The sequence below is a fragment of the Arthrobacter sp. S41 genome, from assembly GCF_004320535.1.
Lineage (GTDB): Bacteria > Actinomycetota > Actinomycetes > Actinomycetales > Micrococcaceae > Glutamicibacter.
This window is the reverse complement of the sequence record NZ_SIHY01000001.1, coordinates 132,973-157,171: the sequence shown is the minus strand read 5'-3', so window position 1 is coordinate 157,171 and position 24,199 is coordinate 132,973. Positions and strand designations below refer to the sequence as shown.

General features: G+C 55.6%; 19 protein-coding genes and 1 tRNA gene. 8 read left to right on the top strand and 12 right to left on the bottom strand.

Translation table 11 applies throughout. The features are described 5' to 3' along the window. A complete protein-coding gene (argS, locus tag EYR88_RS00825; protein WP_131087854.1) occupies positions 1-1,644 on the bottom strand; it encodes an arginine--tRNA ligase in 1,644 nt (547 codons plus the stop codon). A 166-nt stretch (positions 1,645-1,810) separates the two neighbouring features. Here argS and EYR88_RS00820 point away from each other — a divergent pair. The 4 genes from EYR88_RS00820 to EYR88_RS00805 all read left to right on the top strand — a co-directional run bounded on the left by EYR88_RS00820 (position 1,811) and on the right by EYR88_RS00805 (position 4,487). Continuing rightward, positions 1,811-1,886: transfer RNA gene (locus EYR88_RS00820), tRNA-Arg, on the top strand. A 120-nt stretch (positions 1,887-2,006) separates the two neighbouring features. Further along, a complete protein-coding gene (locus EYR88_RS00815) occupies positions 2,007-2,729 on the top strand; it encodes a VIT family protein (protein WP_131087853.1) in 723 nt (240 codons plus the stop codon). A 66-nt stretch (positions 2,730-2,795) separates the two neighbouring features. Further along, a complete protein-coding gene (locus EYR88_RS00810; protein WP_131087852.1) occupies positions 2,796-3,983 on the top strand; it encodes an MFS transporter in 1,188 nt (395 codons plus the stop codon). A 9-nt stretch (positions 3,984-3,992) separates the two neighbouring features. Further along, positions 3,993-4,487 (top strand): GNAT family N-acetyltransferase, encoded by a 495-nt coding sequence (locus EYR88_RS00805; RefSeq protein ID WP_131087851.1) that lies wholly within the window; start codon positions 3,993-3,995, stop codon positions 4,485-4,487. Between the two features lie 60 nt (positions 4,488-4,547). On the opposite strand, the gene EYR88_RS00800 is transcribed toward EYR88_RS00805, so the two are convergent. The 3 genes from EYR88_RS00800 to EYR88_RS00790 form a co-directional block, all read right to left on the bottom strand. Then, positions 4,548-5,339 (bottom strand): ABC transporter ATP-binding protein, encoded by a 792-nt coding sequence (locus tag EYR88_RS00800; RefSeq protein WP_131087850.1) that lies wholly within the window; start codon positions 5,337-5,339, stop codon positions 4,548-4,550. Then, positions 5,332-6,249 (bottom strand): ABC transporter permease, encoded by a 918-nt coding sequence (locus tag EYR88_RS00795; protein ID WP_131087849.1) that lies wholly within the window; start codon positions 6,247-6,249, stop codon positions 5,332-5,334. The genes EYR88_RS00800 and EYR88_RS00795 overlap by 8 nt, the downstream gene beginning before the upstream one ends. Before the next feature lie 85 nt (positions 6,250-6,334). Next, positions 6,335-7,330, bottom strand: coding sequence for an ABC transporter substrate-binding protein (locus tag EYR88_RS00790; RefSeq protein ID WP_131087848.1), 996 nt, complete (start codon positions 7,328-7,330; stop codon positions 6,335-6,337). A 399-nt stretch (positions 7,331-7,729) separates the two neighbouring features. Between EYR88_RS00790 and hrpA the strand changes: the two genes are divergently transcribed. Next, positions 7,730-11,677 (top strand): ATP-dependent RNA helicase HrpA, encoded by a 3,948-nt coding sequence (gene hrpA / locus EYR88_RS00785; RefSeq protein ID WP_131087847.1) that lies wholly within the window; start codon positions 7,730-7,732, stop codon positions 11,675-11,677. A 120-nt stretch (positions 11,678-11,797) separates the two neighbouring features. Here hrpA and EYR88_RS00780 read toward each other — a convergent pair whose 3' ends face one another. The 4 genes from EYR88_RS00780 to EYR88_RS00765 are packed head-to-tail and all read right to left on the bottom strand — an operon-like array spanning position 11,798 to position 14,176. Continuing rightward, a complete protein-coding gene (locus tag EYR88_RS00780) occupies positions 11,798-12,199 on the bottom strand; it encodes a hypothetical protein (RefSeq protein ID WP_242632421.1) in 402 nt (133 codons plus the stop codon). Beyond that, the gene (locus EYR88_RS00775; RefSeq protein WP_131087845.1) at positions 12,183-12,611 is read right to left on the bottom strand and encodes an HIT family protein; all 429 of its coding nucleotides are present in this window, start codon (positions 12,609-12,611) and stop codon (positions 12,183-12,185) included. Before EYR88_RS00775 ends, EYR88_RS00780 begins: the two co-directional genes overlap by 17 nt. Positions 12,612-12,638: 27 nt before the next feature. Then, positions 12,639-13,475, bottom strand: coding sequence for a sulfurtransferase (locus tag EYR88_RS00770; RefSeq protein WP_131087844.1), 837 nt, complete (start codon positions 13,473-13,475; stop codon positions 12,639-12,641). A gap of 5 nt (positions 13,476-13,480) precedes the next feature. Further along, entirely contained in the window at positions 13,481-14,176 is a 696-nt protein-coding gene (locus EYR88_RS00765) for an MBL fold metallo-hydrolase (protein WP_131087843.1), read from the bottom strand. 152 nt (positions 14,177-14,328) lie between these two features. On the opposite strand from EYR88_RS00765, the gene EYR88_RS00760 reads away from it, so the two are divergent. Beyond that, positions 14,329-14,736 carry a Fur family transcriptional regulator gene (locus tag EYR88_RS00760; protein WP_131087842.1) on the top strand — a complete coding sequence of 136 codons (408 nt, stop codon included), beginning with the start codon at positions 14,329-14,331 and terminating at the stop codon, positions 14,734-14,736. A gap of 84 nt (positions 14,737-14,820) precedes the next feature. On the opposite strand, the gene EYR88_RS00755 is transcribed toward EYR88_RS00760, so the two are convergent. From EYR88_RS00755 to EYR88_RS00740, 4 genes are all read right to left on the bottom strand, one after another. Further along, positions 14,821-15,681 carry a metal ABC transporter permease gene (locus EYR88_RS00755; protein ID WP_131087841.1) on the bottom strand — a complete coding sequence of 287 codons (861 nt, stop codon included), beginning with the start codon at positions 15,679-15,681 and terminating at the stop codon, positions 14,821-14,823. A gap of 8 nt (positions 15,682-15,689) precedes the next feature. Further along, a complete protein-coding gene (locus tag EYR88_RS00750; RefSeq protein ID WP_131087840.1) occupies positions 15,690-16,523 on the bottom strand; it encodes a metal ABC transporter ATP-binding protein in 834 nt (277 codons plus the stop codon). A gap of 130 nt (positions 16,524-16,653) precedes the next feature. After that, the gene (locus EYR88_RS00745) at positions 16,654-17,727 is read right to left on the bottom strand and encodes a hemolysin family protein (protein WP_165477248.1); all 1,074 of its coding nucleotides are present in this window, start codon (positions 17,725-17,727) and stop codon (positions 16,654-16,656) included. Continuing rightward, the gene (locus EYR88_RS00740) at positions 17,720-19,042 is read right to left on the bottom strand and encodes a hemolysin family protein (protein WP_131087839.1); all 1,323 of its coding nucleotides are present in this window, start codon (positions 19,040-19,042) and stop codon (positions 17,720-17,722) included. The genes EYR88_RS00745 and EYR88_RS00740 overlap by 8 nt, the downstream gene beginning before the upstream one ends. A gap of 429 nt (positions 19,043-19,471) precedes the next feature. Here EYR88_RS00740 and EYR88_RS00735 point away from each other — a divergent pair, with 429 nt between their 5' ends. Continuing rightward, a complete protein-coding gene (locus tag EYR88_RS00735; protein WP_131087838.1) occupies positions 19,472-23,236 on the top strand; it encodes a multifunctional oxoglutarate decarboxylase/oxoglutarate dehydrogenase thiamine pyrophosphate-binding subunit/dihydrolipoyllysine-residue succinyltransferase subunit in 3,765 nt (1,254 codons plus the stop codon). A 213-nt stretch (positions 23,237-23,449) separates the two neighbouring features. Then, complete coding sequence (locus EYR88_RS00730) at positions 23,450-24,055, top strand: GDSL-type esterase/lipase family protein (protein WP_131087837.1); 606 nt, start codon at positions 23,450-23,452, stop codon at positions 24,053-24,055. Positions 24,056-24,199: the final 144 nt, after the last annotated feature.

The window sequence follows — 24,199 nt, the reverse complement described above, 5'->3', positions numbered from 1 at the left end:
TTACATCCTCTCTGGGGCAGAAACGCCCAGCAGTTCCAATCCATTTGCCAAGACGGTGGTGGCAGCGTCGTTCAGCCACAGGCGGGTGCTGTGCACTGCTGAGATCGCTTCGTCTTCACCAACCGGGGTAATACGGGTTGCGGCGTACCACGAGTGGTATGCACCGGCTACCTGCTCCAGGTAACGGGCAATGCGGTGTGGTTCGCGGAATTCTGCAGCACCAGCCACGACCGATGGGAACTGTCCGAGTACGGCCAGCAGTTCGTTTTCGGTCGGATCGGTCAGCAGAGTTGCGTCAAAGTCATCACGGGTAATGCCCTTGGCTACAGCGTTACGGGCTGCGGCAGCCGAACGTGCGTGAGCATACTGAACGTAGAAGACCGGGTTGTCGTTGGTGTTCTTTCGCAGCTGCTCTGGATCCAAGGCAATTGGAGAATCGGCTGGGAAACGAGCCAGCGAGTAACGCAGTGCGTCAGCACCGATCCAGTTGATCAGATCGCGCAGCTCAATGATGTTGCCAGCACGCTTGGACAGCTTGGCACCGTTGACGCTGATCAGCTGACCGATCAACACCTCGATATTCTTTTCCTTGTCATCTCCTGCGCAGGCAGCGATGGCCTTCAGTCGATTAACGTACCCGTGGTGGTCGGCACCGAGCAGGTAGATCTTTTCTTCGAAGCCGCGGTCCTTCTTGGACAGGTAGTACGCGGCGTCGGCAGCAAAGTAGGTTGGTTCGCCGTTGGCACGGATCAGCACACGATCCTTGTCGTCACCAAAATCGGTGGTGCGTAGCCAGACTGCGCCTTCCTGATCAAAGATATGACCCTGTTCGCGTAGGCGAGCCACGGCGTCAGCCACAGCACCGCCCTCATGCAAAGCGGTCTCTGAGAAGAACACGTCGAAGGTGACACCGAAGTCAGCAAGGGTCGCCTTGATATCAACCAACTGCGCTTTGTACGAAGCTTCGCGCAGGGCAGGAATGGCTTCTGCTTCTTCCAGCTTGCCAAGCTCAGGGTTCTCAGCGAGTACTACGTCGCCGAGTTCCTTGATGTATTCACCTGGGTAACCGCCCTCAGGTACGGGCAGGCCGTGGATGCGGTTGTATACGGAGCGGGCAAAGACGTTCATCTGGTTGCCGGCGTCGTTGATGTAGTACTCAGTGGTAACCGTTGCGCCCGAGGCACGAAGGACGCGCGAGATGGCATCGCCCAGTGCAGCCCAACGGGTGTGGCCAATGTGCAGCGGTCCGGTTGGGTTCGCCGAAACGAACTCCATGTTGACCACGTGGCCGGCCAGGGCTTGGTTGTGACCGTAGGCAGCGCCGGCATCAACGATGCTGCGGGCTAGCTCACCGGCTGCGCCGGCTTCTAGGGTGATGTTGAGGAAGCCTGGACCAGCGATGTCGACTGCGTCGACTCCTGGAACCTCTGCGAGTCGTCGGGCAAGGAGCTGCGCGAAGTCGCGGGGTGCCATTCCGGCATTTTTGCCCAGCTGCAGCGCGATGTTGGTTGCCCAGTCACCGTGCTCACGGCTCTTTGGACGGTCAACACGTACGGTCTCTGGCACCTCAACGGAGATATCACCAGCGGCTACGGCTTCGATGAGGCATGCGGATATTGCTGCGGAGAGTTCTTCAGGAGTCACCGTTCAAGAATACCGGTAATTGCCCTAAATAATGAGCATTCATGACTCCCCCGGACTGTGAGACTGAGCAGTCCCGGTGACTTTTGCACCACATTCTTGAGTGCTTTCTCCAATTGCGCAGATCAGCGCACCACCTGATAGTATTTTTTCTGTTGCTCAGCAACCCGCCTCTGTAGCTCAGTGGATAGAGCGTCTGCCTCCGGAGCAGAAGGTCGAAGGTTCGATTCCTTTCAGGGGCACCAGCAAATTGCAGGATCTGGAATTCCAGACCTGCAATTTTTTTGTTTAAATGTTGCCGATAACTATGGCGAAGATTTACTTGTCACTGGCGTCTATGTCTTGCTTAGTGATTATCTTGGCTCATGACCGAATCCACGAGTGCTCACCCTAACGAACCGCATCAGAAAAACTTTGCTGAACGTCTCAACTGGTTGCGCGCCGGCGTGCTTGGCGCCAATGATGGCATTGTTTCAGTAGCGGCCACGGTAGTAGGCGTCGCGGGTGTCACCAACCAATCGGCACCCATTTTTACTGCCGGCATGGCTGCCGTCATTGGTGGCGCGATATCCATGGCGCTAGGTGAATACGTATCGGTCAGTAGTCAGCGCGACTCACAGCACGCACTCATTGAAAAAGAACGCCAAGAACTTGCCGATGATCCGCAAGCAGAGCTTATTGAGCTTGCTGGGATTTACCAGTCGAAAGGGCTGAGCCAAGAGACTGCACTGCAGGTGGCCAATGAACTCACTGAACACGATGCGTTAGCAGCACACTTGTCGGCAGAGCTGAATATCGATGAAGAAGAAGTCGTCAATCCTTGGCATGCTGCTTATGCCTCTGCCGCTGCCTTTGTTATCGGCGCGATCCTACCCATGCTGGCCATCATGCTGCCGCCGGATTCGGTGCGCATTCCGATAACCTTCGCCGCGGTGCTCATTTCTCTTGCGCTGACCGGGACACTCGGCGCCTACATCGGTGGAAGTTCCAAACGTGTCGCGGCGCTTCGCTTGGTGATTGGTGGTGCGCTCGCTTTGGCGGCGACGTTCTTCATCGGCACCCTGCTTGGGTCCAGCGGAATCTTTTAGAGCGGTGCCAGCTCGGAGGTTACGTTCTCCTCTGGTTTTCTGCATCAAAGGCAATAGGCTGAAGTCATGACTAAGCAGCGTGGTTTCGGTGTGCTTTGGGCAGCCACCTCGCTGTCCAACCTTGCCGACGGCTTGGCTTTTGTCGCCGTGCCGTTGATCGCCGCATCGTTGACCCCCGATCCACGGTTGGTCGCTGGACTTTCTTTGACCTACGCCGTTGTGCGACTGCTATTCGCGCTCCCGATTGGCGTGTGGGTCGATCGACTTGATCGGCGCAATCTGTTCAGCGTCGCCAATATTCTGCGTGGGTTAGCACTATTAGCACTTGGCATCAGTTTTAACCTTTCCTTCCCGAATATCTTGGTCTTGTACCTGGCCATGGCGGTAGTAGCTGTCTTTGAAGGCACTGCCGATACGGCGGCAGTAGCGATACTCCCCCGGCTGGTGAAAACCACGAATCTTGATCGGGCCAATTCCAAAATTGCGGCCACACAATTGGTAACCGATGAAATTGTCGGTCCACCGCTGGGTGGTTTCCTCTTTGCTCTTGCGGCAGTCATTCCCCTTTATTTCATGGGTGCGCTCTGGGCCATCGCCGGATTACTGGCATTAGCGTTGCCACGCACCCGAGTACTTTCAAAGGACTCCGGCGAGCGCACTGGCGTCTGGGCAGAAGCCCACCAAGGGATCAGCTGGTTATCCAAGCACCGCGTTGTCGGCACTCTGGCGCTCATAGGTGGGTTGGCCAGCTTCGGATACATGTTGCCCTTTTCAATTTTGGTCCTTTTCGCCAAAGAGCAACTAGGACTGAATTCAACCGGCTACGGTCTGCTCCTCGCCTTTTCCGCCTTGGGCGGGCTGATTAGCTCGGTGATAGCACCAAAGCTACGAGTACGATGTGGCTACAAGAAATTAATCGTTCTCAGCCTGGGACTCGGCTCGCTAAGTCTGGCCGGGCTCGCCTTCACGACATCCGCTGTTTTAGCCGGGGTATTGCTGGCCTTGTACGTCTTGCATGCGGTCCTCTGGAATATCTGTTCAACCTCGTTGCGTCAGAAACTTGTTCCGCAGGCCCTTATGGGACGGGTAAGTTCAGCCAGTAAGGTTTTGGGTCTGATCGGTCTTGCTATCGGCGCAGCAGCTGGTGGCGCCTTGGGTACGGTCACCATCGCTTTACCCTTTGTCGTTGGAGCTGCAGTCTTCTTGCTCTGCGCTCTGCTTGCACTGACAAAGATGGAACACGTACCTCAGTAAGCTAAGACTATGGATGCCAAAAGTCCGTCAATAATTTTCGCAGTAGTGAAGCCTGAAGATCAAAAGTCTGTTGCCCAGGCTGCAATCATCTGGGCTCGCGCTGCCGCCCAGCGCGATCACCAGCCACTGCCCAAAGATGGCGCGCAAGCTCTCGCTGGCGTCCAACGTCGTTTAGCCCTTCCTAGCTCCCGGCTCGTCTTGGCTACGCTCGCTGATGAGCCTGCAGGTTTTACCCTCTGCGCTCCGCACGATGACTATCTGGAAATTTACTATGTCGCAGTCTCGCCAGAATTCTGGGGCCGTGGCGTTGCACGTCAGATGTTGGATGAAGTAGACCGCTACGCGCTCAGAGCAGGCTTCCACCACATCCGTTTATGGGTCATAGCCGAGAATTCCCGCGCCATGCAGGTTTATCTGTCTTGCGGCTACCAGCAGACAGGCCAAGAACTCGTTGATCAGAGTTCGGGACGAGTCGAGTGCCTGTTGGAGAAAACTTCGACTTAAACCAGTTCAGGCTCCGCCAACCATTAGGGTATGCGGAGCCTGAACTGTTGTTCTCAGTTTTTATTGCAGCATGGTGCGATCATCGAGCTGAGCGCCCTTGATCTTTTCAAATTCACCGAGCAATCCCTTAACAGTCATTTGCGACTTTTCTTCTTGATTCAAGTCCAAGATGATCTGCCCGTCATGCATCATGATCAGTCGTGTTCCCAATTGCAGTGCTTGTTCCATGTTGTGTGTGACCATCAGCGTCGTCAGCTGATGCCGTTCAACGATTTCCTTGGTCAAGCGAGATACAAGAGCTGCACGCTGCGGGTCAAGCGCTGCGGTGTGCTCATCCAGCAACAGGATCTTTGGCTTTGAGAACGTAGCCATCAACAGGCTCAATGCCTGACGCTGACCTCCCGAGAGCAATCCAACCTTGGTCTTCAGGCGCTTCTCGAGGCCTAGTTCCAGGCTCTTGAGTTCCTCGACAAATAGCTCACGTCGCTTGGCTCCAACGCCCAAACCCAATCCACGGAAACGGCCACGGGCGTAGGCCAAGGCCATATTCTCTTCAATGGTCATGGCTGGAGCAGTGCCAGCCATTGGATCTTGGAATACGCGACCGATGTACTTTGCTCGACTGTAGTCCGCTAGCTTGGTGACGTTCTTTCCGGCGATGCTCACCGAGCCTGCGTCCGGCTGAAGTTTGCCGGCCACCATATTGAGCACTGTAGATTTGCCTGCGCCGTTGGAACCAATGACGGTGACAAATTCGCCGTCGGTCAGTTCCAGATTGATGTTGCGCAGAGCTTTACGTTCATTGACGGTTCCGGGGAAGAACGTACGCGATAGGTTCTGGATATTAAGCATTGGTGCGAACCTCTTCCTTGCCAGTTACGGTAGCCGGCGAGCGCTTGAAGGTCTTCACTATTTTCTGGAACCCCTTCCATTTAGGCAGCAACAACGCCACGACAACGAGCACTGCTGAAATCAGCTTCATGTCGTTGACTTCCAGGCCCGCAGACAAAGCCAGCTGAATCACCAGACGGTAAATCACTGCGCCGAATACGACTGCCAATGCAGCCAGCCAGATGTAACGCTGGGTGAAAATCGCTTGGCCAACGATGACCGAAGCCAAGCCAATCAGAATCAAACCGATACCCATGCCTACGTCAGCGAAGCCCTGGTACTGAGCAATCACCGCACCGGAAAGCGCCACAAGGCCGTTGGAAAGGGCAAGGCCCAGAATCTTCTGATTATCGGTACTGACACCGAAGGAACGAATCATTTCCTGATTATCGCCGGTGGCACGCATGGCCATTCCCACTTCGGTGTGCAGGAACCACACAATGGCAGCAACAAATACAAGACAGAGAACGAAGAGAATCGCAATCGATGTCCCAGTACCCAATAATCCCGCTTTGCGCAGGGGGCTAAACAGAGTTTCTTCACCAAGCAACGGTGTATTTGCTTTACCCATGATGCGTAAGTTGATGGAATACAAAGCAATCATGGTCAAAATACCGGCCAACAAGCCGTCAATTTTTCCCTTGGTATGCAGTAGACCTGTGATGGTGCCGGCAACTAGGCCAGCGATAAAGGCCAGTGCCGTAGCGAGCCACGGGTTCACGCCGCTGACAATGCTCACCGAGGCGACAGAGGCTCCGGTGGTGAAGCTACCGTCGACTGTCAGGTCTGGAAAATCTAGGATACGGAAGGTCAGATACACGCCGAGCGCCATGATGGCGTAAATCAGGCCGAGTTCAACCGCTGTGATCATGTGGGGATCCTTGAGTTGTATTGTCACGACGAAAGGCGAGGCATCAGATCATGCGCCTCGCCTTACGTCGCTTGTGATGCAGGGTTTAGTAGACTTCGACGGCCTTTGACTTCATGTCCTCGGAGAATTCGATGCCGGAGTTCTTTGCGGCTTTCTCATTGAGGTACAGGTCAACCTTTGAGATGGTCTCTACCGGCAGGCTTGCTGGTTCGGCTTCGCCCTTGAGTACTTTGACCGCCATGGCAGCGGTCTGCTCGCCGAGCTTCTCGTAGTTAATACCGTAGGTAGCGGTAGCACCACGCTTAACGGAGTCGCCGTCAGCGGCAATAACTGGAATCTTCTTCTTGTCAGCGGTCTGGATCAGACCTTCAAGTGCAGAAACCACAGCATTGTCGGTCGGAACGTAGTAAGCGTCTACGTCCAACGATCCTGCTGCCTGCTGTACTTCACTAGAAGTTGAAATCGCAGACTTTTCGATGGTCAGGCCCAAATCTTTAGCAGCTTCTTCAGCCAGCTTGACCTGAACTTCCGAGTTCACTTCGCCCGAGGAGTAAACGATGCCGACCTTCTTAGCATCTGGTTTCAGTTCCTTGAGCAAAGCAAGCTGCTCATCAACCGGGTTCAAGTCCGAGGTGCCGGTGACATTGGCACCTGGTGCTTCATTGGATCCGACGAGCTTCGCGCTCACAGGGTCAGTGACAGCTGAGAACAGAACTGGAACCTTGGTGATGGTCTGGGCTACTGCCTGGGCTGACGGGGTGGCAACTGCCAACACCAAATCAATATCCGAGTCCGCAGCAAGCTTGCCAGCAATCGAGGTATTGGTAGCCTGATCAGCTTCCGCGTTGTTCTCGTCGTAGGAGATCTTGTCACCGGTGTAGCCGGCGCTCTCCATGCCCTTTTTGAATCCGGTGACGACAGCATCCAAGGATGGGTGCGTAACGTACTGTGCGATGCCGATCTTTACTGGCTCGTCACTTGCAGCCTTGTCGCTCGATCCGTTGCTACCGCCGCAAGCGGTCAACGCAAGTGCGCTAGCTGCAGCTACTGCTGCAAATTTCATAGCTGTGAAGCTCTTCATTGAATTCCCCTTCAAAGTCCCCATAGTGCGAGTGATGTCATCAATGCAGTTGGTAGTTGGGCTGCAAGACCACTTGTGAAATGCATCCGGGAACCGTCCCAACACCACGTCGATGAATACCCTAGATCTTACATGTGAACGACCTCACTTTAGTCACCGGATAGGGCCATCGAGAGACGTTTTAATCTTGATATTGAACTTTATGGGCACAATTTCCGAGTAGTGAGACGAATTTGGTACGTTTTGTATTTTGTCTCCACAAGATGTCGACGTTTGCCTAGACGGACAGAAAATTTGACTAACCTCTTTCACGCGTCTTTGGTCCGGACTAGGCCACAAATTTCGCCCTCGGCTCGGCGGCAAGTGGATTGGGCGCTACGCGAATAGAATAGAAACATCATGGCGCTTAGCATTACGTATCCAGAAGCCCTCCCGGTCTCAGCCCGTCGCGCAGACATCCTCAAAGCAGTGCGCGAAAATCAGGTGGTAGTGATAGCCGGTGAAACCGGTTCAGGAAAAACCACTCAGCTACCCAAGATGCTCATTGAACTCGGCCTGGCCGAAAAGGGCATGATTGGGCACACCCAGCCTCGTCGTCTTGCCGCGCGCACCGTGGCTGAACGAATTGCCGAGGAATTAGGAACCGAAATTGGTGACGAGGTCGGTTTCCATGTGCGCTTCACCGGTGAGGTCTCGCGCAATACCAAGCTAAAAGTCATGACCGACGGTATTTTGCTTGCCGAAATTCAGCGTGACCGTTTGCTGAAAAAATACTCTGCGATCATCATCGATGAGGCTCACGAGCGCAGCCTGAATATTGACTTCCTGCTTGGTTACCTCAAGCAGATCATGCCAAAGCGCCCTGATCTGAAGATCATCATCACCTCGGCTACGATCGACCCTCAACGTTTTGCCGAGCACTTTGGTAAGACGTTACCCTCGGGCGAGATTGAACCAGCACCGATTCTGGAAGTCTCCGGACGTACCTTCCCCGTTGAACTGCGCTACCGCCCATTGCAGGCTGAAGCAGCCCTTGACGATGAGTCAGATGATGAAAATTCATTAGAGGAAGAACGCGATCCCCTCGATGCAGTCACCGATGCGGTTAAGGAACTAAGCCGAGAAGCACCAGGCGACATCCTGATCTTCTTCTCCGGTGAACGAGAAATTCGCGATGCGGCTGAGGCGTTGCGAGCAATGGTCACCGCCAATAAGCGCCTGCCTCGTTATGAAGTATTGCCGCTTTTTGCTCGCCTCTCACTCGCTGAGCAGCACCGAGTCTTCCACCCGGGCAGTGCACCACGCCTGATCTTGGCTACCAACGTGGCTGAAACTTCACTCACCGTGCCAGGCATCAAGTACGTGATCGATACTGGCACCGCCCGCATCTCGCGATACTCTCATCGCACCAAGGTGCAACGTCTACCTATCGAACGCGTTTCACAGGCCAGCGCCAATCAGCGTTCGGGCCGTTGTGGTCGTGTCTCCGAGGGCATCGCCATCCGCCTGTACGCGGAATCAGACTTCGAGGCTCGCCCCGAGTTCACTGACCCAGAAATCCTGCGTACCAACCTAGCTAGCGTCATTTTGCAGATGATTTCCATGGGCGTAGTTGCGTCAGCCACCGAGGTGGGAAAGTTCCCCTTCGTTCAGCCTCCCGAAGCAAAGGCCATCACCGATGGTGTGAACCTGCTGCGCGAACTTGGTGCGTTGGAATCCAACAAGTCCGCCAAGCTCACCCCGATTGGTCGCAAGCTGTCCCAGCTGCCACTAGACGTACGTCTGGGACGAATGATCGTAGAGTCCGCGGACCGCGCAGTGGCTAAGGAAGTCATGGTGCTCGCCGCAGGTCTGAGCATCCAGGACCCACGAGAGCGTCCAAGTGAAGATACCGGCATGCGCGAAAGAGCTGCCGAGCTACACAAACGATTCACCGATGAGAAGTCTGACTTCATTGCCTTGCTTAATCTCTGGGCATACCTGCAAGAACAGCAAAAGGAACTCTCTTCCTCGGCCTTCCGCCGCATGTGCAAGACAGAGCACATCAACTACCTGCGCGTGCGTGAATGGCAAGACTTGTTCACACAGTTGCGTCAGCTTGCTAAGCCGTTGGGCATCACCGTAGCGGCTGCCCCGATTGACCCGGCTGCCAACGAAGACCAAGTTCACAAGTCACTACTGGCTGGTTTGCTTGGACATATCGGTATGTACGATGAGCGCAAACGAGATTATCTCGGTGCGCGTGGCACTCGCTTTGCCATCTTCCCTGGCTCCGGACTTTTTAAGAAGTCGCCAACCTGGGTCATGTCCGCCGAGCTCGTGGAGACCTCACGCCTATGGGCGCGAATGAACGCAGCCATCTCCTCCGAATGGGTGGAAGAACTCGCGCCGCATCTGCTTAAGCGAACGCACTCGGAACCGCATTGGTCTAAGCGCACCGGCTCTGTCATGGGATATGAAAAGGTCACGCTCTTTGGCCTGCCAATCATCCCCCGCCGTCAGTTCCACTACTGGCGGGTTGACCCGATTCTGGCGCGCGAACTATTTATTCGTCACGCGCTGGTTGAGGGAGATTGGCGTACCCACCATAAGTTCTTTGCCAAGAACCGGGCTCTGCTTGAAGAAGTTGAAGAGCTTGAGACACGTATGCGCCGTCATGATCTGCGCATCTCTGATGAAGATCTATTCACTTTCTATGATGCGCGGGTGGGCTCCGAAGTTTATTCTGAGCGTCATTTTGACCGTTGGTGGAAAAATGCACGGGCAACTGACCCAACGCTTTTGGACTTTGACCCCGAAGCTTTGTTGGCCGACGGTGAAGAACTCGATGAAAGTAACTTCCCCACCACGTGGCAACTGGGCAATATTCACCTGCCCCTGAGCTACGAATACAATCCGGCCGCCAGTGCGGGTGAAGGCGACGGCGTTTCGCTTACCGTTCCTGTGGTGTTCTTGAATCAGCTGGACCCTGCTCGCTTCGCTTGGCTCATTCCAGGCCTGCGTCACGAGCTGATTACTGCGCTGATCCGTTCCATGCCGAAGGCCATACGTAAAAACTTCGTTCCGGCCCCGGATGTTGCAGGTAAAGCTCTAAACATGCTGGATCAAGACTTTGATCCAGCTACTGATGATCTGGCGGAATCACTGGCGCTGGTCTTGCGTCGATTGCGCGGCATGGTGGTTGAACCTTCGGTCTTTGATTTTGCTGCATTGCCAGCGCACTTGCGCTTCGGTTTCACTGTCACGGATGCCTCCGGCAAGGTATTGGGTCAGGGTGATGATCTGGCCGCCCTGCAATACAAGTTTGCGGCTGCCAACCGCGCAGCGCTGGCTAGTGGAGTCAATAAGCCGGGCAAACCTGGCGCATCGGTGGCATCACCTTCGAACAAGTCGAACAAGTCGAACAAGAAGGGTGCCAAGGCCTCGGCCGCACCAACTCAGGGAGCTTGGGACCAGCAAGGTCTTGACCATTGGCCTGAGCTAGAGGCTGCTGGCGATACCCTAGGCGATACTTTGCCAGCTAAGGTCACCACCACGGTTATGGGCCAAGAGATCACTGCCTTCCCCGGACTGAACGACACCGGGTCGGCCGTAGATCTCACCGTCTTCCGTAGCGAGACTGAACGCGATGCTGCGCATCGTGGTGGTGTCATTCGACTGCTGATGTTGCGTTTGCCGTCGGCGGCAAAGTTTGTAATCTCGCACCTGAAAAATGCGGAAAAGCTGGTGTTCACGCAGAATCCGCACGGATCCATCGACAAGTTAATTGCTGACTGCACCATGGCCGCCGTGGATCAGTTGGTTCCGGCCACGCTTCCGATGAACCGAGCTAGTTTTGAAGCACTCTTCGAATCTGTGCGTGCCGAGCAGATTGACACCGTCTTCACCATCACCGGAGTGGTGGCTAAGGTCTTTGGATCTTCGACCCGGATCAACAAGGATCTAAAGAGCACAAAGTCATTGGCGATGTTTGCTGCAGTCACCGATATCCGTTCGCAGCTTGAGCAGTTGATTTATCCGGGATTCATTGCTGCCACCGGTGCCGCGAACCTCATGCGCCTACCGCGTTATGTACAAGGCATTGAAGTGCGTTTGGAGAAGTTGCGCGGTGGAGCGGTCACCCGTGATTCACAGGCATTGGTGACCATCCAAAAACTGGAAGATGAGTACGATACTGCTCTGGGTAAGGTTCCACAGGGCGCACGTGTTCCTGCGACTTTGGGCCAGGTGAAATGGATGCTGGAAGAAATGCGCATTTCGCTCTTTGCCCAAGAACTGGGCACTGCGTATTCGGTCAGTGAAAAGCGCATCCGTAAAGCAATGAAGGATGGGCTCGCTGAGCTTTAGCCATACTCGTTACAAAGTTTGGAGCGGGACGAATCCCGAGTCAGATGCCGCGGGGTACTGGACATCATGTTGGTGCGCCATATCGGTTCTGAACGCCCAACCACGCAGGTCCAAGGCTAACTATCTGGCTGGTGGAACGACGATGATTTGCACGTCGTCCTCGTAGATGACCGTGCCAGGAGACTTTGACTGTAGTTTCTCCCAACCGATCTGGTGCGCGTCGAGCAACTTGAGATACGGCTCGACGCGCTCCAGCAGGTGGTGTGCACTGTCCTTAAACCAAGCCACTGCCCCGGGATTGAGCTCATGATCATAAATTTCGGGGTCAGTGCTGCTTGGGTTTGGATAGGCTGCGTCATACCAATCATTGCCCGCACGCCAAATGACGTGCTCTTCTTCGCTGAGCTCACCGCCACGGCCGAGCGAATTGACGAGGGCAAAAATTCCTAGATTTACGCCGCGATGGTTAGGCGACACAGACTGGTAGCGCAGGTACAGCAAGGTTTTAGGCCTCTGGGACAAATTCGCTGTGGCCGTCCTGAACCAAGCCATCGCGCAAGAGCTGAGCGTTTTTATCCAAGGCCACTGGGTCTGGGTTCTCTGTCGCATTGGACAGATCAAAATCGGCCAGCGAATTGGTTGGCCAGACATGCACATGCAGATGAGGAACTTCAAAGCCTGCAATCATCAGTCCGGCACGCTGCGCACCAAATACGCGCTTCTGGGTCTGTCCGATTTTTCTCGCCACCAAGGTCAGATGGGTGACTAATTCTTCAGAAGCATCCGTGAATTCATCGATCTCCTCACGTGGCACTACCAGTGCGTGCCCGTCGGTCAGTGGGCCGATAGATAAGAAGGCAACGCATTTTTCGTCTTTCCAGACGAAACGACCTGGGATCTGACCTTCAATAATCTTGCTGAACAGCGTACTCATTGCTGCCTTTCTCTAGCTGCAGTATTTTTAGTTGCGATGCTTCTCGTCGCTCGTGGCCACTGGCGCTTGCGGGTATGAGCAATATTCGGACCAGCTACCTGGGTATAAGCCCAGTTCAATGCCTGCGCTGGCTGCAGCGAGCACCTGATGCGCGGCGGTGATGCCGGAGCCACAGTAGGCTGCAGAACCGGGCTGCTGCGCTCCGAGCTTGGTAAAGCTTGCTTGCAGATGTTCGGGTGTGTGGAAGCGCGCCTGGGCGTCCAAGTTGTCGGTGGTCGGCCGGTTCAAGGCGCCGGGAATGTGTCCGGCCACCGGGTCAATCGGCTCTTCGATCCCCAGATAGCGGGCGGTAGCGCGCGAATCGATTAGCACTCCAGTTAGGGATTCCAATTCGCCGAACTCGACTACCGGCATTCTGCCCCAGGAGAACATCACCGTCCCGGGTGCTGCTTCTTCGATGCCATCCGAGATCGGTCCATCTGTCTGTTTCCAAGCTTCCAGGCCGCCATCAAGTACCTGAACGGTTTCAAATCCTGCATGGCGTAACAACCACCAGACACGGGCTGCGGCGAGGGCACCAGAATCGTCGTAGGCCACGACGCGACTGTCTGGGTTGATGCCCCAACTGCGCGCGGCAGCTTCAAAATCTGCAGGCAGTGGTAGCGGGTGACGTCCGGTATGCTCACCGACAGTGCCCGATAATTGCGTTTCCAAATCCACAAAGATGGCACCCGGAATATGACCGGCAGCGTACTGCTGTGCGCCGTCGTTCTTTCCAAGCACCCAGCGCACGTCTAAGAGCACGGGAGAGGCCTCGCCCTGAAGCAAGGCTGTGAGTTCATTGGCGGAAATCAAAGGATTCATATGCACTACCTTGCTAACAGTTCCTCGACCTTATATTCGGTGCCCTGCTCTAGTCGCTGATAGGTGCTGCCGGAACGCTCAGCAATGGTGCCCAACTGGCGGTCGAACAAGCCCACGCCGATCTCGTTGAGCAACCCGTCGTGGATTGGCGCCCACGTTTTTGCCTTGGTTGCCGTAGCAAAGTCAGCAGCTTCAGACATCTTGCCCCACGGTGCCATCACCGGCAGTAGCAGTAAATCTACTGGCACGCCCACGGGAACTTGGTAGCTGTCTCCGGGGTGGAAAACTATCGGTTGACCAACTGCCTTATCCCCCAGCACGTATCCGACGTTGGCAACCAAGTCGATGGATTGGTGGATCGTCGCGTGGGTGCCGCCTACTGCGCGCACACGAATCCCGCCGACAATGAAGTCGGCTCCAGCGCACACGGGGTGCACCTGGGCAATGGTGGCGGCCGGTAGTTTTTCCTTCAGGCTCTTAGCCAACGCCGCTGGCGAGTAGACCTCCAACACCGGATTAGAACTCAGTGCTTGGACGATAGCTTCGAGATCCGCATGGTCCGCATGCTCGTGGGTGATCAGCACTGCGTGCTTGTCTTCGAAAGCCCCAGTCAGTTCAGAAAAACTTCCAGGATCAAGCAGCAGCGAACCGTCTACGGTGCTCAGTTCAATACAGGAATGGCCTCTGGTTTTGATGCGCATGTCTTTAGCGTAGGCTCCACGCCCCGCCCGTGCCAGCGCCTGACACGCATCATCCAGAAAAGTTGGCTAAAATTGAGTGACAGTACAGGTGATCTGCATACTTAAATGAGCTGTTGCCTGTCCGCAACGAAGTCAAGGAATGGTGCACATCGATGTCCCAGCCAGAAACCCGGATTACCAAGCAGCGACTAGCTGTAGCGCAGGCACTAGGCGAGATCAATGATTTCGCCACCGCACAGCAGCTGCACCGTTGGTTGCAGGATTCCGAGAAGAAGGTTTCGCTGGCCACCGTCTACCGCCTGTTGCAATCCATGGCAGATGACGGCTTGGTCGACGTCCTGCGTAGCGGTGACGGCGAAGCACGTTTCCGTCAGTGCATCACCGACACCCACCACCATCACTTGGTCTGCCGCTCTTGCTCTAAGACCGTAGAAGTACAGGCCCCGTCCGTAGAACGCTGGGCCGCGCGAGTCGCAGCCGAACACGATTTTTCTGAGCCTGAACACACCGTTGAAATCTATGGTGTGTGCGCCGAATGTCGCGCTAAAGCCAGTAGCTAATCACCGAAGTTGTAATTCAAAATCTCTGTGAACATGACAATCGCCCCAGATCAATGATCTGGGGCGATTGTCTTGTCGGCAGTTCTATACCTGGTGGCGTCTGCGCGGTGAACGAACGTATTCAATGCTTCGGCAGATCACGTAAATCAAGAATGAAATCGTGGTGACGTAAGGGCTGATTGGTAGCGAACCGGCTAGGGCCAGCAAGATGCCACCAACAACTGCAAGTTCTGCAAACGCAATCGAGAGCACCACGGTCAGTACCGGATTGGACGTCACCCTCATCGCGGCAGCGGCCGGTGTAATCAGCAAGGCTAGGACCAGCAGTGCGCCGACAACCTGAATAGTCACCGCAACGGCAAGTGCCAAAATCACCATGAAGATAATCGACAGCCCGGAGGTGCGTACGCCACGGGCATTAGCCACGACTGGGTCCACGGAAGCGAAAGTCAGTGGGCGCCAGATCAGAATCAGCGCAAGCACTACGACCAGAGAAAGTAGCAGCATGCCGTTGAGCTGGACATCGTCCACGGCAACAATCTGACCGGTCAGCAGGCCGAATTTATTTGCGCTTCTGCCCTCATAGAGGGACAGGAACAAGATGCCCAGTCCCAAACCAAATGGCATCAGGACACCGGTAATTGAATTTCTGTCTCGTGCTCTGGTGCCTAGGAATCCAAGGATCAACGCGGCAATGAGTGAGCCGAGTACCGAGCCAGTGACCACATCGGCGCCAATGAGCAGCGCAAAGGCCGCGCCAGCAAAGGACAGTTCAGCAATGCCGTGCACAGCGAAGGCCATATCGCGCATCATGATGAAGATGCCAATCAGTCCGCCCACAACGCCCAGAACCGCTCCGGCGATCAGTGAGTTGGACACTAGGGGCAAGAGTAGGGCGTAGTCGTCAAAGTTAAATGCCTTGTCGATGAAATCGGAAAAGTTCACAGTTAGCCCTACTTCCCGGTCTCAAGTTCAATATCATGTGCGTGATCATGCCCATCGGCAGGTAGCGGTCCAGCGCCGTCACCGGCAAGCACCACAATGCGTCCATTCACTCGCAGCACTTCAACCGGTGCACCATAGAGCTCGGTGAGCACCGAAGTCTGCATGACCTCATCTACGGTCCCCAAGTGGAACTTGCCCTGTGCCAAGTACAGAACTCGGTCAACGTACGGCAGGATCGGGTTGATCTCGTGAGTGACAAAAATTACCGCACTATTGCGTTCAACGGCCTGGCGGTGAATGACTTCACTGATGGCCTGCTGATGGTGTAAGTCCAGGGACAGCAACGGTTCATCGCACAGCAGCACTGCCGGGTTACCAGCCAAGGCCTGGGCTGCACGAAGCCGCTGCTGTTCGCCGCCAGAAAGATCTGACACCGCACGATTGGCGTATCCGCTGGCTCCGACCATGTCCAACAGTTGATCGACCTGTTTGCGCACCGAGTTGCGGCCAATTCGGATGCCTAGCTTAGAACCATCTAGTCCAAGGGCCACAAGATCCCTGGCACGCAATGGAACGTTATCGCCAAAGGGCCGCTGCTGTGGAATCAATCCGACAGTTGCTGATCCTCGACGCACGGCTTCTCCCGCGATCGATACCGAGCCACGATTCAGCGAGGTTGTTCCGAGCATGGTGTTGATGAAGCTGGTCTTGCCTGAGCCGTTAGGCCCCAAGACTGCAAGGAACTCACCTTTATCGATGGAAAGATTAAGTTCATCCCAAAGCACTCGGGACCCGTAGGCCAAGCGTGCGTCTTGAAAACGGACGATCGGGCTAGATGACATGGAATACTTTCTAAACTGCACGGTTTGCGGAACAGCCGCGACGAAAAACTGCGGCACCCATGATGGGCACCGCAGTTAATCCTACCAGTTGCGATTCATTCGCAATACGCACTCACCAAGTGAGCTTCGCCTAGTTTCCTTGGCGCTCACCACGAGGTAGCGAGGCACGCTTTCGGGTGGTGTCGGTAATTTCGCCGACCAGCACCTCGATCACGTCCTCCAAGAACACCACGCCAATGACCGAACCCGAAGCATCAACAACCACCGACAGATGGTTGCCTTCTTGACGCATCTCTTCCAGGGCCGCTTCAATCTCAGTGTCCTGACTCAGCTGACCCAAGGGGTGCAGTGGCAAATCAATCAATGGCTGAGTTGAGTGAGCGTCGTCAATGAGCATGACATCCTTGACGTGCCAGTAACCCACCGGGATCTCGTTCTTCGTGATCAGCATGCGCGAGAAGCCGGTCTTACCAACCTTCTTCTCAAATTCACGTGCGGTGGTCTGTCCCCATTCAAGGGTGAACAAATCATCGATGGGAACCATGCAACTACGTGCGGTGACCGAGGAAAATTCCAAGGCCTTGGTCAGACGCATGGCATTGTCTTCGTCCAGCGTGCCCTCTTCTGAAGAGGTGTCGATGATCGAACGCACTTCATCAGCGGTGTATGAGCTGGTCACTTCATCCTTCGGCTCAATACCAAAGACGTGCAGGACAATATTTGCCATGCCGTTGAGCATCGAAGTGATTGGCTTGAGTACCTTTGAAAGTCCCACCAATGGCATGGCCAGCAGCATCACTGCCTTATCTGCCACAGACACCGAAATGTTCTTTGGCACCATCTCACCAAAAGTCACGTGCAAGAAGGTCACCAAGACCAGAGCAACAAGGAACGCCACGGTATCCGCTGCCGACTCAGACATACCCAAATGGACCATCGGTTCAGCAAGCAGGTGGTGAATAGCTGGCTCAGAGATGTTCAAGATCAGCAGCGAGCACACGGTAATGCCCAACTGGCAGACCGCGAGCATCACCGAAACGTGCTCCATGGCGTACAACGCGAGCTTGGCGCGCTTGTTGCCTTCGTCCGCCAACGGCTCGATCTGCGAACGACGCGCGCTCATTACCGCGAATTCGCCGGCAACAAAAAAAGCGTTACCCAGCAACAAGACAACGAGCCAGATTAGACCCATAAAATCATGCATCGTCGGCCTCCGATTCCGGTGCCGATGGTTCGAACTTCACCTGGGCGATACGACGACCTTCCAATTCGGTGACAGTAAACGTACCGTGCTCGGTCACCGCCTGATCGTCGAGTTCTGCCAGGCGGCCCAACTCAGCGAGCATGAATCCACCAATGGTTTCGTAGGAAGACTCTTCGGGGATTACCTCGTGGTCAAAGTTTTCATTAACCTGATCGGGGCGGAACATTCCGGGGAACAACCAGCTGCCGTTGGGCTGCGTGATTGCTTCCTCTTCGTCCTCATCGTGTTCGTCAGATACTTCACCGACGATTTCTTCGACCAAGTCCTCAAGGGTGACCAGACCGGCGGTTCCACCGTATTCATCCATAACGATGGCGATCTGGAATTCAGCTGCACGCAGTTGTTCAAGAAGCACGTCAAGGTGGATGGTCTCAGGAACGTAGAGTGCATCGCGGGCGAATTCACCCACCTGCAATGCTGCCCGGCGTTCGCGAGGCACCGAGACAACAGCCTTCACGTGGCAGATGCCCTGGATCTCGTCACTGGATCCCTCAATGACCGGGAATCGTGAGAAACCGGTATCGGCGCTGACTTCGATCAGTTCCGAAAGTGGGGCCTGCGAATCTATGGTGGACATCGAAGTACGTGGAGTCATCACATCAGCTGCGGTGCGCTCTGAGAACTCAATAGTGGATTCCACAAAACGCGCGGTCTGCACGTCCAAGGTTCCCAACTGAGCTGAACGTCTCACCAGCGAAGCCAATTCTTGCGACGAACGGGCTGCGGAAATTTCTTCCTTGGCCTCTAGTCCGAAGAAGCGATGCAGGATTGCGTTGGAAAAACCGTTAAGCACCATGATGGCGGGCTTGAAGATCGCGGTAAAAACTAGCTGCGGGCGAGCCAGCAACTTTCCGACCCGCATTGCCTGAGCGATAGCCATGTTCTTTGGAACTAATTCACCAATCAGCATTGAGAGCAAGGTTGCCAGAACGAGGGCCACGATGACGGTAACTGCTACCGAGCTGGCCTCCGGGACACCCAAGTTTTCCAACAGTGGCTCCAGCAGGGCGCTGATGGCCGGTTCAAGAACATAACCGGTGAGCAAAGTGGTCAGGGTAATGCCCAACTGGCAGCTAGAGAGCTGGGTGGACAGTGAAGTTAAGCATTGTAGGAGCGGCTTTGCGCCAGCTTCCCCTCGATCAACGGCATTTTGCACCGTACTTTTATCGAGCGCGACAAGTGAGAATTCCACCGCCACGAAAAAGCCTGTGCCAAGAATAAGTAGCAGGCCAAAAAGAATGTAGAGCCAATCCATGGGTGGTTACCGCCACCTGTTCGTTGACATCAAAGTAAGAGGTTCGGTGCCGATCAGGCGGCAACTAGAAGGCTCCAATCGCGAGCCAGAACCTGCTGAACATGAACTGTGTTGGCCGGCACTGCGCCCGTGGGCGGCACGCCGGCTTGGAGAGTGTGATTCCATAGTGCTTTTTAGTCTATCGAACGATGACCTTTTGTGCACCACATCGATTTTGTGACGTTCAACGGTAGCGCAATGACGCTAAACGGACTGTTATACACGACACTTTCGTGAGATTACATACGTGCCGTGGCCAAGCGGCCGTAAAAGTAACTAGACTGGTGCGCAGGTCTAGAAATCTTGTGAGCCGAAGTGGTCGATTCACGTCCTCGGAAGACCACCGGCTCAAGCTAGAACAACGTAGAAATCAGGGAAGAGGCGTTGCACGTGCCAGAGCAAGCACACCACCGACTTACTGAAGAGTTTGGTGGAAACGAGTGGCTAGTAGACGAGCTGTTCGAACAGTATCTCGTCGACAAGAACTCGGTAGATAAGAAATGGTGGGATATTTTCGAATCTCTCGCCGCCGACAAAAAGGCACCGGCAGCGCAGCCGACGCCTGCGGCGCCAGCAGCTCCTGCTGCGGCTCCGGCTACCAATGGGCAGGGCGCACCACGCGCTGCAGCCCAGGCTCGCACTTCTGAGCCAGCACCAGCACCAGCTTCAAAGCCAGCCGCCGCTCCAGCACCAGCTGCTGAAGAAAAGAAGGCTGAGCCAGCACCGAAGACCACGCCAATTCCGGCGCAGGCTCCGAAGGCTACCCCTTCCACCGAACTTTTCGGTGAGGAAAAGCGCACCCCACTGCGTGGGCCAATGAAGGCCATCGCAACCAACATGGATGCCAGCCTCACCGTGCCGACTGCAACCACCGTTCGTGCGGTTCCAGCCAAGGTGATGATCGATAACCGTATCGTCATCAACAACCACCTCAAGCGCTCGCGCGGTGGCAAGATCTCCTTCACCCACCTGATCGGCTTCGCCGTGATTCGTGCATTGAAGCAGATCCCTTCGATGAACGTCACCTACGACGTCATCGATAAGAAGCCAACCGCCATCCAGCCAGCACACGTGAACTTCGGTATCGCCATCGACATGCCAAAGCCAGATGGCACCCGCATGTTGGCTGTACCAAACGTCAAGGCCGCGGAGACCCTGAGCTTCAACGAGTTCTGGGCCACCTACGAAGACTTGATCAAGCGCGCTCGTGCCAACAAGCTGACCGCTGATGACTACGCAGGCACCACCGTGTCGCTGACCAACCCAGGTGGCATCGGTACCGTTCACTCGGTCCCACGTCTGTCCAAGGGCCAGGCAGCCATCATTGGTGTGGGCGCACTGGAATACCCAGCTGAGTTCCGCGGCTCTTCAGAGAAGACCGTTTCCGGCCTTGGCATCGGCAAGCACATCACCCTGACCTCCACCTATGACCACCGCGTCATCCAGGGTGCCGGTTCGGGCGAATTCCTGAAGCTAGTTGAATCCCTCTTGCTCGGCGAGCAGGGCTTCTACGACGAAATCTTCGAACAGCTTCGTATTCCTTACGAGCCAGTTCGCTGGGCCGTTGACAACCAGGTTGATATCGACCTGCAGGTCAACAAGGTTGCACGCATCCAGCACCTGATCAACTCCTACCGGGAGCGCGGCCACCTGATGGCCGACATCAACCCATTGGAATACGTTCAGCGCAAGCACCCAGATCTGGACATCAACAACTACGGTCTGACCCTGTGGGATCTGGACCGCGAGTGGATCACCGGCGGACTGGGCGGCACCGACCGCGCTCTGCTGCGAGAGATCCTCGGCACCCTGCGTGATGCTTACTGCCGCACCATCGGCACCGAGTACATGCACCTGCAGAACCCAGAAGAGCGTGAGTGGTTCCAGGCCAAGCTTGAATCCCGTTACGCAAAGCCAACCCGCGAAGAGCAGCTGCGCATTCTTTCGAAGCTGAACTCCGCTGAGGCTTTCGAAACCTTCTTGCAGACCAAGTTTGTTGGACAGAAGCGCTTCAGCCTCGAAGGTGGCGAATCGCTGATTCCACTGTTGGACGCCATCATCTCTGATGCTGCGGACGCTCAGCTGGACGAGGTAGCCATTGGTATGGCCCACCGCGGACGCCTGAACGTACTGACCAATATCGCAGGCAAGACCTACGCACAGGTCTTCCGCGAATTTGAAGGCACCGCTACCCCAGGCTCGGTTCAGGGCTCGGGCGACGTGAAGTACCACCTGGGCACCGAAGGTTCTTACACCTCGGACGCTGGCAACCAGACCAAGGTTTACTTGGCTGCTAACCCTTCACACCTGGAAGCAGTTGATCCGGTACTCGAAGGCATCACCCGCGCCAAGCTTGACCGCTTGGGTTCGAAGAATGAAGTACTGCCACTGTTGGTTCACGGCGATGCTGCATTCGCCGGCCAGGGTGTCGTCTCCGAGGTTCTGGCCATGAGCCAGCTGCCTGGTTACAAGACCGGCGGTACCGTGCACGTGATTGTGAACAACCAGATTGGTTTCACCACCGCACCTAGCTCTTCGCGCTCCTCGGTTTACGCTTCGGACGTTGCTCGTACCGTTCAGGCTCCGATCTTCCACGTCAATGGGGATGACCCAGAGGCAGTGGTTCACGTAGGTCAGTTGGCTTTCGAGTACCGCCAGAAGTTCGGCAAGGACGTTGTCATCGACCTCGTGTGCTACCGCCGCCGCGGTCACAACGAAGGCGACGATCCTTCGATGACCCAGCCGATCATGTACAACCTGATCGAAGCTAAGCGCTCTACCCGCAAGCTGTACACCGAGGCCCTGGTTGGTCGCGGCGACATCACGCAGGAAGAAGCCGAGCACGTTTTGGCCGAGTACAAGGAAAACCTGGAGCGCATCTTCGCTGAGACGCATGCCGCCCAGACTTCCCCGATCCCAATCATCACCCCGGGCTCGACCATCAACGACCTAGAGAAGCCATTCGCTCAGGCTGCCGACGAGAACACCGTCGACGGCGCACGCGCATCGGCCATCTCCGCTCAGACCTTGGCCCACATCGGTGCAGCTCACCTTCAGTTCCCTGAAGGCTTCACCATGCACACCAAGCTCAAGTCGTTGCTCGAGCGTCGTGAGAAGATGTCCCGTGAAGGCGGCATCGACTGGGGCTTCGCCGAAATCGCTGCCCTGGGCTCGCTGTCCATGGAAGGCGTACCAGTACGTCTGGCCGGCCAGGACTCACGCCGTGGTACCTTCGTTCAGCGTCACTCGGTCTTCCACGACCGCGAAAACGACAACGAGTGGTACCCACTGCACAACCTAAGCGATGATCAGGCTCCACTGTGGATCTACGACTCGCTACTCTCCGAATACGCAGCACTCGGCTTCGAGTACGGCTACTCGGTGGAGCGTCCAAATGCACTGGTGATTTGGGAAGCCCAATTCGGCGACTTCGTCAACGGCGCACAGACCGTCATCGATGAGTTCATCTCCTCGGCAGAGCAGAAGTGGTCACAGTCCTCCTCGCTGGTTATGCTTCTTCCGCATGGCTACGAGGGCCAGGGCCCAGACCACTCCTCGGCTCGCATCGAGCGCTTCTTGCAACTTTGTGCAGAGAACAACATGGTTGTGGCTCAGCCATCGACCGGTGCCAACCACTTCCACCTGTTGCGTCGTCAGGCTTACGCCCGTCCACGCAAGCCACTGATTGTCTTCACCCCGAAGCAGCTGTTGCGCCTGAAGGCCGCAGCAAGCACCGTGGAAGAATTAACCACCGGTGGTTTCCAGGAAGTCATCGGCGACGCATCGATCACCGATGCCAACGCCGTAGAGAAGGTACTGCTGTGCTCGGGTCGTGTTTACTACGACTTGATCGCTACCCGCGCCAAGGCTCAGGACACCAAGACCGCGATCATCCGCGTTGAGCAGCTCTACCCTGCACCACTGGAGCAGATCGCTGCCGAGCTGGCCAAGTACCCGAACGCCAAGGCAACTTGGGTTCAGGACGAACCAGCCAACCAGGGTCCATGGCCGTTCTTCGGTCTGTATGTGGCACCGCAGCTTGAGCAGAAGATTGAATTGGTCTCCCGCCCAGCTTTGGCCGCTACCTCTGCAGGTACCGCAAAGCGCCACGACGCAGAAAACGCAGTGCTGATGCAGCAGGCTTTCGCCCGCTAATCTTTCGCCGCTTTGATCGCTAAGGCTTAGTTGCCGGCGAGTATTTTCCAAGATTTTATGGTCAATACCCGCCGGCAACAGCTCTTTAACCACAAACTCACACTGCACAGTAACTTGTTGCCTTTTCCAGCATGAATCTCCCGGAAAGCAACCCATAGGACTGCTAAGGTTGGGATCGATTCATATTCTTGAAGCCAACGAAAGGTCGCCCAGTTGGAGTTACGCACAATCCGAATTACCGCAATCGGAGATGAGCTACTGGCCGGACATGGGGACCCGCGCGGACTGGGCTGGTTCGGCCGTGTTATGGCCCGAACCCAGGACCCTGCCTTGCGACTTCAGTCCTTCGTTCTGGCTGCCCCCGCTGAAGGATCCGAAGCCCTAGCCGAGCGCTGGATGGGCGAAGCATCTCGACGATTCAGCGACCAGTATGAAAACCGCCTGGTTATTGCACTCTCAGATCGCGATGTTGACCTCGATGTCTCCACCGCACGCAGCCGTTTGAACCTGGCCAACATCCTTGATTCAGCCTCACAAATGAGCATCAAAGCTTTGCTTGTTGGCCCAGCGCCCGGCTTGGACGACGCTCGCAACCAGCGCGTGGCAGAATTAAACCGCGTGTACTCGGATGTGGCACTGCGCCGCAACCACCACTACGTGGATACGTTCACTCCCCTGCGCGGTCACGCTCAATGGCGTAGCGACCTGAACGCCTCGGGCGGTGTACCTGGGCAAGCCGGTTACGGACTGATGGCCTGGTTGGTACTACACCGAGGCTGGTACTCATGGCTAGACTTGCCGGAGCCAGGCGAGGGCTAAACCACCTTTGCGCGTTAGGAAAATGGACGCAAAGTATGAAAGACTATTAGTCGGCCCGAGCTATCGGGGAAAACCATTGATCCCTTAAAGGAGTCACCATGTCGAAGCGCGCTCGTAAGCGTCGCGATCGCAAGCGTGGCGGTG